This is a genomic window from Ruegeria sp. AL1, assembly GCF_056540905.1.
In genome coordinates, this window is sequence record NZ_JBQFXP010000023.1 from 1 (window position 1) to 14,261 (window position 14,261).

12 protein-coding genes and 4 pseudogenes are annotated in these 14,261 nt (G+C 57.0%); 5 read left to right on the top strand and 11 right to left on the bottom strand.

Features of this window, described 5'->3' with window-relative positions; genetic code table 11:
* Positions 1-118: 118 nt before the first annotated feature.
* Positions 119-1,120, bottom strand: a complete 1,002-nt coding sequence (gene gap / locus ACRZ9X_RS22025; protein WP_480522247.1) for a type I glyceraldehyde-3-phosphate dehydrogenase — start codon at positions 1,118-1,120, stop codon at positions 119-121.
* Between the two features lie 18 nt (positions 1,121-1,138).
* Entirely contained in the window at positions 1,139-2,587 is a 1,449-nt protein-coding gene (pyk, locus tag ACRZ9X_RS22030; protein WP_480522248.1) for a pyruvate kinase, read from the bottom strand.
* Positions 2,588-2,770: 183 nt separating this feature from the next.
* Between pyk and ACRZ9X_RS22035 the strand changes: the two genes are divergently transcribed.
* Positions 2,771-3,535 carry a DeoR/GlpR family DNA-binding transcription regulator gene (locus tag ACRZ9X_RS22035; protein ID WP_480522249.1) on the top strand — a complete coding sequence of 255 codons (765 nt, stop codon included), beginning with the start codon at positions 2,771-2,773 and terminating at the stop codon, positions 3,533-3,535.
* 50 nt (positions 3,536-3,585) lie between these two features.
* Here the strand turns inward: ACRZ9X_RS22035 and ACRZ9X_RS22040 are convergent, their stop codons facing one another.
* From ACRZ9X_RS22040 to ACRZ9X_RS22070, 7 genes are all read right to left on the bottom strand, one after another.
* Positions 3,586-5,208 (bottom strand): dihydroxyacetone kinase subunit DhaK, encoded by a 1,623-nt coding sequence (locus ACRZ9X_RS22040; RefSeq protein WP_480522250.1) that lies wholly within the window; start codon positions 5,206-5,208, stop codon positions 3,586-3,588.
* A 12-nt stretch (positions 5,209-5,220) separates the two neighbouring features.
* A complete protein-coding gene (locus ACRZ9X_RS22045) occupies positions 5,221-6,216 on the bottom strand; it encodes an ABC transporter ATP-binding protein (protein WP_480522251.1) in 996 nt (331 codons plus the stop codon).
* Complete coding sequence (locus ACRZ9X_RS22050) at positions 6,209-7,306, bottom strand: ABC transporter ATP-binding protein (protein WP_480522252.1); 1,098 nt, start codon at positions 7,304-7,306, stop codon at positions 6,209-6,211. Before ACRZ9X_RS22050 ends, ACRZ9X_RS22045 begins: the two co-directional genes overlap by 8 nt.
* Before the next feature lie 4 nt (positions 7,307-7,310).
* The gene (locus tag ACRZ9X_RS22055; protein ID WP_171212768.1) at positions 7,311-7,499 is read right to left on the bottom strand and encodes a hypothetical protein; all 189 of its coding nucleotides are present in this window, start codon (positions 7,497-7,499) and stop codon (positions 7,311-7,313) included.
* Entirely contained in the window at positions 7,496-8,434 is a 939-nt protein-coding gene (locus ACRZ9X_RS22060; protein ID WP_480522253.1) for a carbohydrate ABC transporter permease, read from the bottom strand. Before ACRZ9X_RS22060 ends, ACRZ9X_RS22055 begins: the two co-directional genes overlap by 4 nt.
* Positions 8,431-9,378, bottom strand: a complete 948-nt coding sequence (locus tag ACRZ9X_RS22065) for a carbohydrate ABC transporter permease (protein WP_480522254.1) — start codon at positions 9,376-9,378, stop codon at positions 8,431-8,433. The genes ACRZ9X_RS22060 and ACRZ9X_RS22065 overlap by 4 nt, the downstream gene beginning before the upstream one ends.
* A 125-nt stretch (positions 9,379-9,503) precedes the next feature.
* The gene (locus ACRZ9X_RS22070) at positions 9,504-10,820 is read right to left on the bottom strand and encodes an ABC transporter substrate-binding protein (RefSeq protein WP_480522255.1); all 1,317 of its coding nucleotides are present in this window, start codon (positions 10,818-10,820) and stop codon (positions 9,504-9,506) included.
* Between the two features lie 180 nt (positions 10,821-11,000).
* On the opposite strand from ACRZ9X_RS22070, the gene ACRZ9X_RS22075 reads away from it, so the two are divergent.
* Positions 11,001-12,056, top strand: coding sequence for a LacI family DNA-binding transcriptional regulator (locus ACRZ9X_RS22075; protein WP_480522256.1), 1,056 nt, complete (start codon positions 11,001-11,003; stop codon positions 12,054-12,056).
* A gap of 72 nt (positions 12,057-12,128) precedes the next feature.
* On the opposite strand, the pseudogene urtE reads toward ACRZ9X_RS22075, so the two are convergent.
* Together urtE and ACRZ9X_RS22085 are read right to left on the bottom strand one after the other, a co-directional pair.
* Positions 12,129-12,824: pseudogene (gene urtE / locus ACRZ9X_RS22080) on the bottom strand (urea ABC transporter ATP-binding subunit UrtE).
* Positions 12,825-12,827: 3 nt separating this feature from the next.
* Positions 12,828-13,064, bottom strand: a pseudogene (locus tag ACRZ9X_RS22085) (ABC transporter ATP-binding protein); the annotation flags it as partial.
* Between ACRZ9X_RS22085 and ACRZ9X_RS22090 the strand changes: the two are divergent.
* The 3 genes and pseudogenes from ACRZ9X_RS22090 to ACRZ9X_RS22100 form a co-directional block, all read left to right on the top strand.
* Positions 13,063-13,233, top strand: a pseudogene (locus ACRZ9X_RS22090) (urease accessory protein UreE C-terminal domain-containing protein); the annotation flags it as partial. The pseudogenes ACRZ9X_RS22085 and ACRZ9X_RS22090 overlap by 2 nt on opposite strands.
* A complete protein-coding gene (locus ACRZ9X_RS22095; protein ID WP_480522257.1) occupies positions 13,217-13,870 on the top strand; it encodes an urease accessory protein UreF in 654 nt (217 codons plus the stop codon). The pseudogene ACRZ9X_RS22090 and the gene ACRZ9X_RS22095, both read left to right, overlap by 17 nt.
* Positions 13,867-14,169: pseudogene (locus tag ACRZ9X_RS22100) on the top strand (GTP-binding protein); the annotation flags it as partial. The gene ACRZ9X_RS22095 and the pseudogene ACRZ9X_RS22100, both read left to right, overlap by 4 nt.
* Between the last annotated feature and the right edge of the window lie 92 nt (positions 14,170-14,261).

Below are 14,261 nucleotides of genomic sequence, written 5' to 3' on the forward strand. Positions count from 1 at the left end.
TCACGCCCGGACTCCGCCCGTTTAAGCAGTTTATCCAGCTGGCGGGATAACCGCCTATCCAGTTTCGTCTATACAACTCTCAAAGAAATTTGCGACAGAACCGCTCATAAATCCAACCTCAGTAACAGGTTGCCATGGCACAGGCTGTATCGAGCATGCGATTTGAAAAGCCCCATTCGTTGTCATACCAGCTCAGGATTCGCACCATACCCCCATCGGTCAGACGCGTTTGCTGGGTGGCAAAGATCGAAGAGTGCGGATCGTGGTTGAAATCGGCCGAAACCAGAGGCTCGTCCGTCACCGCCAGAACACCACGCATGTCACCTAAGGCTGCGTCTCGAATGGCGTCGTTGATGGCGTCGACCGTCACCTCGCGCTTTGGCATGAAGCAGAAGTCTACAGCCGAAACATTCGGTGTGGGCACCCGGATCGCAGATCCGTCCAGTTTTCCTTTGAGTTGAGGAAGAACTTCACCGACAGCACGCGCGGCACCTGTCGAGGTCGGGATCATCGACATCGCGGCCGCGCGGGCGCGGTATAGATCTTTGTGCATCGTATCCAAAGTAGGCTGATCACCTGTGTAGGAATGCACTGTCGTCATGTAGCCGGTTTTGATCCCGAAGGCGTCGTCCAGAACCTTGGCAACTGGAGACAGACAGTTGGTTGTGCAACTTGCGTTCGACACAACGATCTCTTTGCCTGTCAGGCTTTTGTGATTCACGCCATACACGATGGTCTTGTCGGCACCCGATGCCGGTGCAGAGACCAAAACTTTCTTTGACCCATTGCCCAAGTGCTGGATGGCACTTTCGCGTTTTGTAAACAACCCGGTGCATTCAAGTGCGACGTCCACATCCTGCCAAGCCAGCTTGGCAGGGTCACGTTCTGCACTGACGCGTATCTCGCGCCCGCCAACAAGCAATGTGTTTCCATCAACCTGAATGTCCGTATCCAGCCGCCCGTGAACGCTGTCGTATTTCAACAAATGGGCGTTCGTCTCAATCGGGCCAAGATCATTGATGGCCACTACGGCGACATCATTCCGCCCTACCTCAACCAGAGACCTCAGGACACTGCGACCGATGCGGCCAAATCCGTTGATTGCTACTTTAACCGTCATTTTACTTCTCCAAAAATTTTAGAATGCCGCTTCGGATTGCGCATCGAGGGATTCTGACATCGACACGACACGCAGGATGTTTGTGGTACCTGCAGTGTTGAAAGGGATGCCCGCCGTTACCGCGATACGATCATCCTGACCGGCTAGCCCCATTGCACGCGCTGCACCAACCGCGGCTTTCACTGCGCCCTTGAAACGTATGGCGGGGTCGACCGGAGCGCAGGACAATCCCCAAACAAGGCCCAGTCTTCTGGCGACGGTCGGATCGGGGGTCAGTGCCAAAATCGGGACGCGCGGGCGTTCTCGTGCCGCTAGTGTCGCGGTCGACCCGGACATCGTGTAACAACAGATCGTTTTCAGCGCGGTCGTTTCGGCGATTTCCCGAGCAGCGGATGTAATCGCTTCGGACACTGTGTTCTTACAGGGGGTGCGGGCCGCTTCGATCGCTTCGAGATAGCCGGGATCCCGTTCCGTTTCTTCGGCAATTGCGTTCATCATCTGAACTGCATCTACCGGAAATTGCCCAGCTGCGGATTCTGCCGACAACATGACCGCATCCGCCCCGTCGTAAATGGCTGATGCGACATCAGACACTTCGGCGCGGGTGGGCACAGGGCTGCCGGTCATGCTTTCTAGCATCTGAGTTGCGACAATCACAGGTTTCCCGGCCGCGCGGCACGCCCGTACCATTTGCTTTTGTATTGCTGGAACCTTTTGGACCGGAAGCTCCACACCCAGATCGCCTCGCGCCACCATGATCGCGTCCGACGCATCCAGAATGGCGGGAAAACACTCGACAGCAGCCGGTTTTTCAATCTTGCTCAGAATGCGCGCCCGACCTCGGGCCAGACTGCGCGCTTCTTCTATGTCTTCGGGTCGTTGCACAAATGACAAGGCAAGCCATTCGACACCAAGCTCGCACACAAACTCTAGATCCGCCAGGTCCTTGTCGGACAACGCGGCCAAGGGAAGCACGACATCCGGGACATTCACGCCTTTGCGGTCGGAAATACGGCCTCCTACCACGACGCGGCACTCTGCGTGTTGGTCGGAGCAATCTGTCACCGACATGCGAATGAGACCGTCATTGACAAGTAGCGTTGCACCCGGTGTCAGAGCCCGGAAGATTTCCGGGTGCGGTATCTGAACACGACTTTCGTTCCCGGCTGTGTCTTCCAAATCAAACCGAAAGCTCTGCCCGTCGACCAACAGCGCACCGCCGCCTTCGAACACACCGCAGCGCAGTTTGGGGCCCTGAAGGTCGGCCAGAATACATATGGGCGCGTTCATATCCGCTTCGACCTTGCGGATCGTGGCGTGCAGCCGTGCGATATCCTCGTGTCGTCCGTGGCTCATGTTCAGGCGGAACACATCTGCCCCTTCGGTCTTCAGGGCGCGGATGGTTTCATAGCTGCTTGAGGCAGGCCCAAGCGTAGCCACGACTTTGATGTTTCTGTTTCGGATCATACGGACCTTGCCCCCGAACCACATTGCGTTTGTTATCGCTAACAATCAACATTCGAACTCAAAGTCAACATTTTCGCGCACTATTGTCGTTCTTTCATAGTGTTTAATGTTCGTTATTTCCAAAATATCTTGCAAATCTTACAAAAACCGCTCATATACCTTTGAATTCGAAGGATAAGAAACATGCTTGGCAAGAACCGAAAATCGGAGATTCTGCACATCGCTCAAATCGAAGGCGCGATCCGGGTCGAAGATCTTGCCCGTCGCTTTGGGGTCGCCGAGCAGACCATCCGCCGCGACCTTGCGCATCTCTCCGACACAGGCCAACTGGAACGCGTTCACGGGGGCGCCGTCGTGTCTGCGGGGGTTGGAAATCTCGACTATGTGCAACGCCGCAACCGAAACACGGAAGGCAAGGCCAGAATTGGCAGAGAGTGCGCACTGAGCATTCCGAATGGCACAACCGTCTTCATCAACATCGGAACCACCACCGAGGCAGTAGCGCGTGAGCTGCTCAGCCACAAAGACCTGTTGGTTGTCACCAACAGTCTGAACACTGCCAACATCCTTGCAGCGAACCCGGATGTTGAGATCGTTGTCGCTGGTGGTTCGCTGCGGCGCACCGATGGTGGTCTGCTTGGTAACCTGACAACGCAGGTGGTGGATTTGTTCAAATTCGACCATGCAATCATCAGCTGCGCCGGGATCGATGCAGATTTGGATTTGCTGGATTTCGATTTTCAGGAAGTGCGCGCAACGAAATCGATCATACGCCAGTCGAAATCAACGTTTGTGGTTGCTGACAGCTCAAAAATGCTTCGCTCGGCCCCTGGCCGGATCGGGAACCTAGTCGATACCGATATCCTTTTCACAGACGCCCCGCTGCCGGACAGTATGATCGAGAAATCCCGCGAATTCGGCACGTCCATCAACGTCGTGCAACCCTGAGGCGCGGTCGCAAGGCGAAGGAAACACCCTGCAACCGCTCACCGTTTTGGTCAGCTGGCTAGTCGCTCAAACAGCCGCGCTACAGCTTCGGCGCCCGGGTCGACATGCCCCCGCAATTGCTCGGCGTTGATATATGACGCGCGACCAGCTCGGGCGCGCAGCATCGTCGCCGTTTTGTCAGCCCCTGCCCGCGCGGCAAGCGCTGCATCGGGAAGCCCGCCTTCCAGCTGGTCCAGTGCCGGTTTTAGCGCATCAATCATTGTCCGGTCGCCGGGTTGGGCACCGCCGATGTCCTGCATCCGCTGCAGACCAACATGCAACGCCTTCTGCATCGTTTCGCCGCTTGATGCCGCATCCCCCGCCGCAGCAAAGAAAATGGCGAGCAAAACGCCTGAGGACCCACCCATTGTCTGACTCAGCTCTTGCCCAATTGCGCGGTAGAGTTGCGTGTGATCTGCCAAAGGCAGCTTGTCCATCGCTGCGATCAAGGCGCGTGCCGCGCCTGCAAGAGTCGAACCCGTGTCGCCGTCCCCGGATTTGGCATCCAGCGCGTTCAGATCACTCTCGGCCGCAATCAATATCTCGCAGCACCGCGTCAGGAATGACCGCGTCTCGGCGTGATCTGAGGCCAAAGGCTTAATCGGTTTCAGACCATCCGGGAGTTCGAGCACAGGAACGTCGACCAATGCGTTTACACCGGGCCATGCGCTCAGGTGTGTTTTGGTCTGCAACGCCATCAGATCCTCGGTGGGCGCCGGATAGACAGAGATCGAAAACCCTCGCATTTCAAGTGATGTCATCATCGCCGCAGGCCCAACGATATGGCTGATCTGCTGCCCGATCGACGAATGCTTAAGTTCATGCGCCAGAATGGACATTTCCAGCACTGAAGCCCCGCCAAGGTTGTTCAGCAAAGCAACATAGCGCTGGTCGGGGTCCATCTTTGCTCCCAACTTTTCCACCATCATGGCGATGGCGGTTTTGGCATCCGAGTATTCGACCTGATCAATTCCGGCCTCGCCATGGATGCCAAGGCCCAATTCGGCCTTGCCGCTTGGAATACGATCCTCTTTCGGTGCACCGGGCACCGTACATGTATCGAGCGACATCCCGATGGAGGATGTGCCCGCGATTACACGCTCTGCGGCAGCCGTCACCGCATTGAGGTCGGCGCCATTCTCGGCCAATGCCCCCGCGATTTTATGCACGAACAGCGTACCCGCAACGCCGCGCGCCTGAGGCAGGTCAGGCAACGCGACGTCATCATCCACGATGACCATATTTACATTGAGCCCAAAGGCGCGTGCGCGTTCGGCCGCGAGGCCAAAGTTCAAGCGATCGCCGGTGTAGTTCTTGACGATAACCAGGCACCCCGCAGGTCCGGTGACGGCCAAAATTCCGGCCAGCACCGCATCGACCGACGGCGACGCAAATACGTCACCACACACCGCTGCGGTCAACATGCCTTCGCCAACGAACCCTGCGTGCGCCGGTTCGTGACCCGACCCCCCGCCAGAGACCAGCGCAACCTTCGACTTGTCCCAGTCCATGCGCACGACCACCCTGATATGCGGATAGCCGTCCAGCCGGGCAAGGCGACCACCCGATGTTGCGATAACGCCGTCAACGGCTTCGGCAACGATTTCTTCTTTTTTGTTGATAAAATGGGTCATTTCAGCCTCTTTTTACTGAATCCGGACGCCTTCGGCGTCGAAGAAAAACGGGTTGTTCGGAGCAATCTTGACGATATCGCCGCTTCTAAGCGAGGTGTGCGCGTCGGTCACGGTAATCAGATCATGATCCCTGAAAGACAGATGCAATCTGGTCTGATCACCCAGATGTTCGACCCGCGTGACAAGGCTGTCCTGTCCGTCGCCCTGTCCGATCTGTTCGGGGCGCAAGCCAATGGATTTAGCCCCGGTCGGCGCGTGACCAAAGATATCGGCAGGCAGAATGTTGATCCGGGGCTGACCAAGGCGACTGGCCGCATAGATGCTGACGGGGGCTTCGTAGATCTCCCGCGGCGAGCCAAACTGGATCAGTTTGCCGTTGTCCAGAACACCCACATGGGTTGCCATGGTCATCGCCTCGACCTGATCGTGTGTCACATACAGCAGCGTCGCGCCGCTATCCGCCTGAATGCTTTTCAGCTCAATCCGCAGATCGGCGCGCAGCTTCGCATCCAATGAGCTTAGAGGTTCGTCCATCAGATAGACTTCGGGATTTCTCACCAAGGCACGACCGATTGAAACCCGCTGCATTTCCCCACCCGACAAGGCGGTCGCCTTGTTTTCAAGCTTGTGCGCGATCTGCAACGTCTCGGCCACGCGCTGCACCTTGATCCTGATCTCGTCCTCGGGTGTCTTCAGCAACGGAGACCGCAGCGGAAACGCCAGATTTTCATAGACCGTCAAATGCGGGTACAGCGAGTATTGCTGAAACACCATGGCGACGTTGCGCTGCGCCGGGGTCAACCCGGTCAGGGATTGGCCGTTCATCAGGACATCGCCCTCGTCCGGCCTGTCCAGCCCGGAAACCATGCGCAGTGACGTTGTCTTGCCTGCACCCGTTGGTCCAAGCAGGACGACAAAGGCCCCATCCGGGATTGTCATTGATACGTTATCCAAAGCGACCGTATCGCCATAGGCTTTTGTCACATTGCGAAGCTCGACCTCAGCCATGGTTCAGAACTCCTTCGTTTCCGGCGGACAACAGTGCCCTGCCCTTTTCTGTTTCAAACACCGTGATCGTACGTTCATCAAAATGCAGGCCCGTTTTTGCACCCACATGAACACGATCACTGGATGGGATACGCGCTTTGATCTCGCCATTCGGGGTGTTCAGCGTCACGATCTGAGTCGTGCCAAGGTATTCAGTCGCCATCACCTCACCGCGATAGCTGGAGCTGTCGTCCAGATGAACATGTTCAGGCCGAACGCCAAGCGCCAGATCGCCACGCGCACCGCCATGTTGCTCAGGGATGCGGATTTGGCTGTCACCCAAATCGACCGAGGTGGTTCCGCTGCCAACAATACCGTGAAAATTCAGGAAGTTCATGGAAGGTGAGCCGATGAAACTGGCAACGAACATCGTGGCAGGCCAGTCGTAGATGTCTTGCGGTACACCGAATTGTTCGACAACGCCGTGATTCATGACAACGATCTTGTCACCCATCTGCATCGCCTCAAGCTGATCATGGGTCACGTAAACGGTGGTGGCCCCCATCCGGTCATGCAATGCCCGCAGTTCCTCGGACATATGCTCGCGGAATTCTGCATCCAGCGCACCCAGTGGTTCATCCATGAAAAACGCCTTGGGATCGCGCACGATGGCGCGGCCAAGCGCAACGCGCTGGCGGTCGCCACCGGACAGCCCTCCAACTGGTTTCTTGAGAATGTCGGTGATCCCCAGAATCTGGGCAACCTCATCCACTTTCTTTTTCACCTGCGCCTTGGGCATGCCCTGACTCAACAGCGGATAGCTGATGTTCTTGCCCACATTCATATGCGGATAGAGCGCAAACATCTGGAACACAAAGGCGATATCGCGCTGGCTGGCGGGTTTCATGCCCACCTCTTCCCCGTCGATATAGATCTCGCCGCTGGTGGGCAGCTCCAGCCCGGCCATCATGCGCAACGTCGTGGTTTTGCCGCAGCCCGAGGGGCCAAGCAGCATGAAGAACTCGCCGTCTTCGATGGTGAAACTCGACGATTGGACAGCCGTGAACGCCCCGAATTCCTTGCGCACGTTTTCAATTCTGATCTGTGCCATGTTCTTACTCCGGGAAGTGGCTGACGATGATGAACATCACCGTGCCGATCAGCGTGACAATGAAGGAATAGGTGAACAGCGCCAGCACAAAGGGCTGCATCAGCATGATGACGCCCAACGCGATGAGGATCGAGGCCACCATTTCCCAAGGACCACGGCGCAGCCGCAGCAGGCCATTGATGAAGGTACTCATTTGCGAACCGCTCCGAATGTGATGCCGCGCAGCAGATGCTTGCGCAGAAGGATGGTGAAGACCATGACCGGAACCAGGAAGATGGTTGCCCCGGCAGCCACGGCAGGCCAGTCCTTGCCACCAACGCCGATGATGGTCGGGATGAAGGGCGGCGCGGTCTGCGCAGTGCCCGAAGTCAGCAGAACGGCAAAGGCATATTCGTTCCACGCAAAGATCAGACAGAAGATCGCGGTCGAAGCGATGCCGGTGGCCGCCTGCGGCAGCACCACTTTGTAGAACGCCTGAAAGCGGGTGTATCCGTCGATCAGCGCGGCCTCTTCATATTCCACCGGGATCTCGTCGATGAAGCCTTTCAACAGCCAGACCGACAGGGACAGATTGACCGCTGTATAAAGCAAGATCATGCCCAGATGGGTGTCGCTCAGCCCCAGTTGTCGGAACATCAGGAAGATCGGGATCGCCACCGCAATCGGCGGCATCATCCGGGTCGACAGGATGAAGAACAGCAGATCATCCTTGAGCGGCACCCGGAACCGGCTGAACGCGTAAGCCGCAGCTGTCCCCAGCACCATGCACAGGAAGGTGGACCCAAACCCGATGATGACCGAGTTCATGAACCGCTCACCATAGCGGGACCGACCGGTGATCACCTGCCCCTGTTCGCGGACCATTTCATCATACCAGGTTTCTGGCGGTGGCAGCGCGTCCAAATCATCCTGATTCAGGCGGGTGCGCTGGGTGAACAGGTTGACATACCCCTCCAGCGTCGGCTCGAAGACAACTTTTGGCGGGTAGGCGATGGAATCTGCGGGCGATTTGAAGCCGGTTGCGATGATCCACATCAGCGGCAGGATCGTGGTGACCGCGTACAGCACCACAGCCGTGCCCGCGAACCACTTCGTCCGGATGGACGGCTCTGTAACAGAAAAGCTCATCTTTCTTTTACCTTGTTCAGGGCTTTGACGTAGATCGACGCAAGGCCAAAGACGGTGACGAACAGGATGACCGCATAGGCTGAGGAGTAGCCCGTGCGCCATTTCTCGAACGCCTCACGTTTCAGATCGATCGAGGTCAGCGTGGTTGTATTGCCCGGACCACCGCCGGTCAGCTGCACCACAAGGTCGAACATCTTGAAGTTCTCGATGCCGCGGAACAGCACGGCCAGCATCAGAAACGGCAGCGCCATCGGGATCGTAATCGTCCAGAACTGCCGCCACTTGCTGGCGCGGTCACATTCGGCGGCTTCATAGATCGAATCCGGGATCGACCGCAGCCCTGCCAGACAGATCAGCATCACAAACGGCGTCCACATCCAGGTATCGGCAATTACAATGGCCCAGGGGGCCAGATGCACGTCGCCGATCATCGAGAAACCTGACGGATCACCGCCGGTAAAGAACGTCACCACATAGTTGAACAGGCCGATTTGCGGCTGGTACAGAAAGGTCCAGAAATTGCCGACCACGGCGGGGCTGAGCATCATCGGAAACACGATGATCGTGGTCCACATGTCGTTGCCCTTGAATTTCATGTTGATCAGATAGGCCAGCGCGAACCCGATCAGCACCTGCAACACGATGGTCCAGATCAGGAAATGGGCGGTGGCCTGCATCGTCATCCAGGTATCGCTGTCGGTCAGGATACGCTCGTAATTGCGCAGGCCGACAAAGTCGATTTCGCGGTTCGGGCGGTTCACCTTGTAGTTGGTAAAGCTCAGCCGGATGGTCCAGATCAGCGGAAATATGTTGACCGCCAGCAGCAGGAAAATGGACGGGGCGACAAAAATCCAGGCAATGGCCCGATCTGACAGGCCGCGCACTTTACGGGCCATAGGCTCGGGCGTTGCGTTGGCGATCTTATCCATCGGAGTGTGTATCATTTTTTGATCCCTCATCGACGGCCCTTGGGGTGGTACGTCGAAGTTGGCTGTGTGCTCCGGGCAGACAAGGTGCCAACCCGGAGTGGGAGGATCGGGCAGCCAAAGCCGCCCGATGAAGCGATTGATCAGATCTTGCCTTCGTCTTCGAAGGTCTCGGTCCAGTCGTCGACCAAACCATCCAGCGCCTCTTGCGCGGTGCCATTGCCCGCGATGACATAGTCATGCACGCGTTGCTGCATCGCCAGAAGCAGTTCGGCATAAGCCGGTTCCGCCCAGAAATCCTTTACGATTGCCATCGAGTCCAGGAAAGTCTGCGCATAGGGTTGGCTGGTTGCGAAATCCGGGTCTTCTACAACTGCTTTCAGCGCAGAATAACCACCCAGTTCCCACCAGCGGGACTGAATTTCAGGCTGTGCGAACCACTTGATGTATTCCAGCGCCGCATCCTGTTTGTCGGAATAGGAAACAACAGAAATCCCCTGCCCGCCCAACTGGGCAAAATGCCCGTTCGGACCTGCGGGGTTCGGGAAGTAACCAGACTTGCCGCCACCCACGTTCGGGTCAGCCTCAACCCCCGGCCAGATGAAGGCAAAGTTCATCTGCAACGCCACCTGACCGGATTTATAGGCGTCGATGTTCTCGCCCATGTACCAGTTCGAAGATCCCGGAGGGGTCCCGGTGTCGTAGAGGTCCTTGTAGAACTCAAGACCCGCGACCGCATCATCTGAATTTACAAAGCCATCCAGCTCATAGGGGCTGTCCGGGTTACCGTATTCGAAACCGTAATTGTACAGCGCGTTCGTCACGCCCATGGTGATGCCTTCGGAGCCGCGTTCCGTATAGATCGCGGCACCGTAAACCGTGGTGCCGTCGATATCGCGACCCTGGAAGAACTGAGCGATGTCTTTCAACTCGTCCAATGAATTGGGCACGTCCAGATCACGGCCATATTTCTCTTTGAACTCGGCCTGCAATTCCGGGCGCTCAAACCAGTCCTTGCGGTAGGTCCAACCCACGACGTCGCCAAAGGCGGGCAGCGCCCAGTAATTCGGCGTGTTCTTGGGCCATTCGGCATAGCCGGTCACAGTCGCGGGGATGAAATCATCCATCGTGATGCCTTCGGCGTCAAAAAAGTCGTTCAGCTTAACGTAGTGACCATTTTCGGCGCCGCCCCCGATCCACTGGCTGTCACCGATCATCAGATCGCAAAGCTTCCCCCCGGAATTCAACTCGTTCAGCATACGATCCGCAAAGTTGGGCCACGGTACGAATTCGAAATTCATGCTATGGCCGGATTTTTCCTCGAAGTCCTTGCTGAGTTCGATCAGGGCATTCGCCGGATCCCAGGATGCCCAGCACAGGGTCAGGTCCTCGGCCTTGGCGGCGCTGGTTGCGCCGATCAAGGCGGCTGTGGCCACGGTAAATTTCAGTTTCGCATTCATCTGGTAACTCCTCCCGTCTGTCTTGCGCCGATTCCTCTGGCGGCGACTCAATTGTGGAGTCAGTTCTAAATGAGGCACGTACCTCAAATCAAGATAATTCTGAGGTACGTGCCTCAATATACTTGCATGTACCTTGAAAATGAGTGACTATTTTCCAATCTGCCAAGCGAAAAACACATAATGCGCCCAACAACCAAAGATCTTGCAAAAGCCGCAGGCGTCAGCCTTGCCACCGTCGATCGCGTTCTGAACAAACGCTCCGGCGTTCGAAAAAAAACGGTCGAAGCGGTCAATGAAGCGATTGATAAAATTGGATTTGTGCGCAACCTGTCGGCCGCCAATCTCGCAAAAAGCAGGCAATACAGGTTCCGTTTCTTGCTTCCACGGCGTGGTGATCTTTTCATATCCGAATTGCAGGATCGCATCTCTGAGGCCAACGCGGGTTTTTCAGCTGAAGGAATGGATATTGCGCATCAGGAAATTTCGCAGGCCGATCCCCACCTGATCACCAAAGCGCTACTCAAAATCAGTCCCGAGGATGTCGACGGCGTCGCCTTGATGGTGCCAGAATCCCCTCAGGTGCGCGACGCCGCAGCCAGGCTTCAGGAGAAAGGCGTTCATGTCGTTCATCTGATTTCCGGTCAGCAAAACCTGTCCGACATAGATTTCGTCGGCATCGACAACCACGCAGCCGGTGCGACCGCGGCCCGGTTGATCGGGCGGTTCATCTGCGGTCGTCAGGGTAAGGTCATGGTCGTGTCGGAAACCATGAACGCGCGCGACAGTCTTGAGCGCCGCCGCGGCTTTGACCAGATCCTGTCTCGGGATTTTCCCAATCTGACCACCCTGCCCTCGTTGGAAACCCACGGGGACGAAGCCCGAGCGCATGAGATAATCTCGAACACATTCGCCAACAATTCCGATATTGTCGCGGCCTATGTCATGAGTTCCGAAGCACGCATGCCGCTGAACGCGGTGTCTCAAAAGACCGATCCGAATACGCTGACCATCATCGCGCATGAGCTGACGGACCGCACCCGCAAAGCCCTTGTGACGGGCGAGCTGGACGCCGTAATAGCCCAGGACCCAGGCCACCTGGTGCGTAGTTCGGTTCGCTTGCTGCGCGCACGCTGCGACAAACGAGAGATCATGAAGTCACAGGAACAGATCCGCATCGAGATTCTGCTTCAGGAAAACCTGTTACCTCTACAATGCTCCAACACGCCTGCCGGATAGCTGGAGTGCCAAACTGCGCCCCGTAAAGCCTGAAACTTCTCGCCGTTCAGCGGGCCGGTTCTCTTTTTAATTTCAAACCGTTACGCCCTGCAGAACCTGTTCCCGCGACAATTCAACCCGCGTACCCTCCATCAGGATTTCACCACGCCGCAACACAACGAAACGGTCGGCCAGATCATAGGCAAAGTCGAAATATTGCTCGACCAGAATGATCGCCATATCGCCCTTTGCCCTAAGATGACGGATCACTTCTCCCATCTGCTGGATGATGTTGGGCTGAATGCCTTCGGTCGGTTCGTCCAACAGAAATAGATTCGGCTTGGTAATCAAGGCCCGCGCGATGGCCAGTTGTTGTTGCTGGCCGCCCGACAAGTCACCACCGCGCCGGTTCTGCATTTTCTTGAGCACCGGGAACAGTTCGAAGATTTCATCCGGTATGAAATGCTCGCTGGTGGGCAGGCAGGCAAAGCCGGTTTCCAGATTCTCGCGCAAGGTCAGTAAAGGGAAAATCTCACGCCCTTGCGGAACATAGGCCACCCCTTTCCACGCCATCTTGTGCGCGGGCAGGATACAGAGGTCTTCGCCGTTGAGAACGACGTCACCGCCCGAACATGGATGAGTGCCCGAGATCGCCTTGATCAGGCTGGTTTTGCCCACGCCTTAGGTGCCCATGACGCAGGTCACCTCGCCCTGCGCGGCCTCCATCGAGACATCGTGGAGGACTTGCGAATGCCCGTAATGCAGGGTCAGATCGTTCAGTTGCAGCATGGCTCAGCGCCCCAGATAGACGGCGATGACGTCCTGATTTGATATGACATGGTCCAGAGAGCCTTCGGCTAGAACCGAGCCTTCGTGCAGCACCGTGACCTTGCAGTTCAGACGGCGGACAAATTCCATGTCGTGTTCCACCACAACCACCGCGCGGGACTTGGATGCCTGCACCAGCAGGTCAGTCGTGTGTTCGCGCTCTTGCGGGGTCATGCCGGCGGCGAGTTCGTCGACCAGCAACCGTCACACCCCATGTCAGATTGAACAGAACCGCCTGCTGATCCAGGTCGATCACGTCATCCGCGACATACTCGAGAAACTAGGCGCAGAGATTAAGGAAACGGTCGACCCCTTCACTCCTGAGGGCGGCGCTTATGGTCACGGCAGGACTCATGGCCACGCCCACTGACACCGATATCCTGACCCTGGCGCAATGGCTGTCGCCCGCCTATCCGGTGGGAGGTTTCGCCTATTCGCACGGGCTGGAATGGGCGGTCGACAGCGGCGCTGTTACCAAAGCGCGAGACATAGGTGAATGGGTTTCTGATGTGATCGAACATGGCTCGGGCCACAATGATTGCGTGTTTTTGGCAGCGGCGTACCGGGCAGATACGCCCGCAACGCTGGCCGAAATAGATCAAACCGTCCGCGCATTGAGTGCCTCGTCCGAGCGTCTGATGGAAACGCGATTGCTGGGAGAGGCGTTTTGCGGAGTGACCTCGAACGTCTGGGCACTGGACATGGCCACCCTGACCTACCCTGTCGCGCTCGGCCATGCAGCTGCCGTCAGAAACCTGCCGCTAGACTTGACAGCGCAGATGTTCCTTCAGGCCTTCATGGCCAACTTAGTGGCTTGCGCGACGCGATTGGTGCCTCTGGGGCAGACCGATGGTCAGCGACTGATCCGCTATCTTACCCCTATGTGTCAGCGCGTGGCAACCGAAGGGATTGAAACCGAGCTGGACGATCTGACCTCGACCGCTTTCCTGTCCGACATCGCGTCGATGAAACACGAAACTCAGTATTCAAGGATGTTCCGAACATGAGCAGCATGAACGGCCCCCTGCGCGTGGGCATCGGTGGCCCGGTGGGCGCAGGCAAACCCACCCTGACCGCCGCCCTGTCCGAAGCTTTGCGCGACAAGGTCTCACTCGGCGTGATCACCAACGACATTTACACGCGCGAGGATGCCGAGGCGCTGATGCGCCTGCAAATCCTGCCGCAGGACCGGATCATCGGCGAGGAAACCGGCGGCTGCCCGCATACGGCCATCCGAGAGGATGCTTCGATCAACCTGGCCGCAGTGGCCGAGATGCAGGCCCGCCACCCGGATGTCGAAGTCGTTCGGTTCTGTGTAAATTTCTTTGAGAGTTGTATAGACGAAACTGGATAGGCGGTTATCCCGCCAGCTGGATAAACTGCTTAAACGGGCGGAGT

What these genes read in the sequence shown, in the direction of transcription:
- gap (WP_480522247.1), bottom strand. Translation starts at nt 1,120, where the DNA reads ATGACGGTTAAAGTAGCAATCAACGGATTTGGCCGCATCGGTCGCAGT.
- pyk (WP_480522248.1), bottom strand. Translation starts at nt 2,587, where the DNA reads ATGATCCGAAACAGAAACATCAAAGTCGTGGCTACGCTTGGGCCTGCC.
- ACRZ9X_RS22035 (WP_480522249.1), top strand. Translation starts at nt 2,771, where the DNA reads ATGCTTGGCAAGAACCGAAAATCGGAGATTCTGCACATCGCTCAAATC.
- ACRZ9X_RS22040 (WP_480522250.1), bottom strand. Translation starts at nt 5,208, where the DNA reads ATGACCCATTTTATCAACAAAAAAGAAGAAATCGTTGCCGAAGCCGTT.
- ACRZ9X_RS22045 (WP_480522251.1), bottom strand. Translation starts at nt 6,216, where the DNA reads ATGGCTGAGGTCGAGCTTCGCAATGTGACAAAAGCCTATGGCGATACG.
- ACRZ9X_RS22050 (WP_480522252.1), bottom strand. Translation starts at nt 7,306, where the DNA reads ATGGCACAGATCAGAATTGAAAACGTGCGCAAGGAATTCGGGGCGTTC.
- ACRZ9X_RS22055 (WP_171212768.1), bottom strand. Translation starts at nt 7,499, where the DNA reads ATGAGTACCTTCATCAATGGCCTGCTGCGGCTGCGCCGTGGTCCTTGG.
- ACRZ9X_RS22060 (WP_480522253.1), bottom strand. Translation starts at nt 8,434, where the DNA reads ATGAGCTTTTCTGTTACAGAGCCGTCCATCCGGACGAAGTGGTTCGCG.
- ACRZ9X_RS22065 (WP_480522254.1), bottom strand. Translation starts at nt 9,378, where the DNA reads ATGATACACACTCCGATGGATAAGATCGCCAACGCAACGCCCGAGCCT.
- ACRZ9X_RS22070 (WP_480522255.1), bottom strand. Translation starts at nt 10,820, where the DNA reads ATGAATGCGAAACTGAAATTTACCGTGGCCACAGCCGCCTTGATCGGC.
- ACRZ9X_RS22075 (WP_480522256.1), top strand. Translation starts at nt 11,001, where the DNA reads ATGCGCCCAACAACCAAAGATCTTGCAAAAGCCGCAGGCGTCAGCCTT.
- ACRZ9X_RS22095 (WP_480522257.1), top strand. Translation starts at nt 13,217, where the DNA reads ATGGCCACGCCCACTGACACCGATATCCTGACCCTGGCGCAATGGCTG.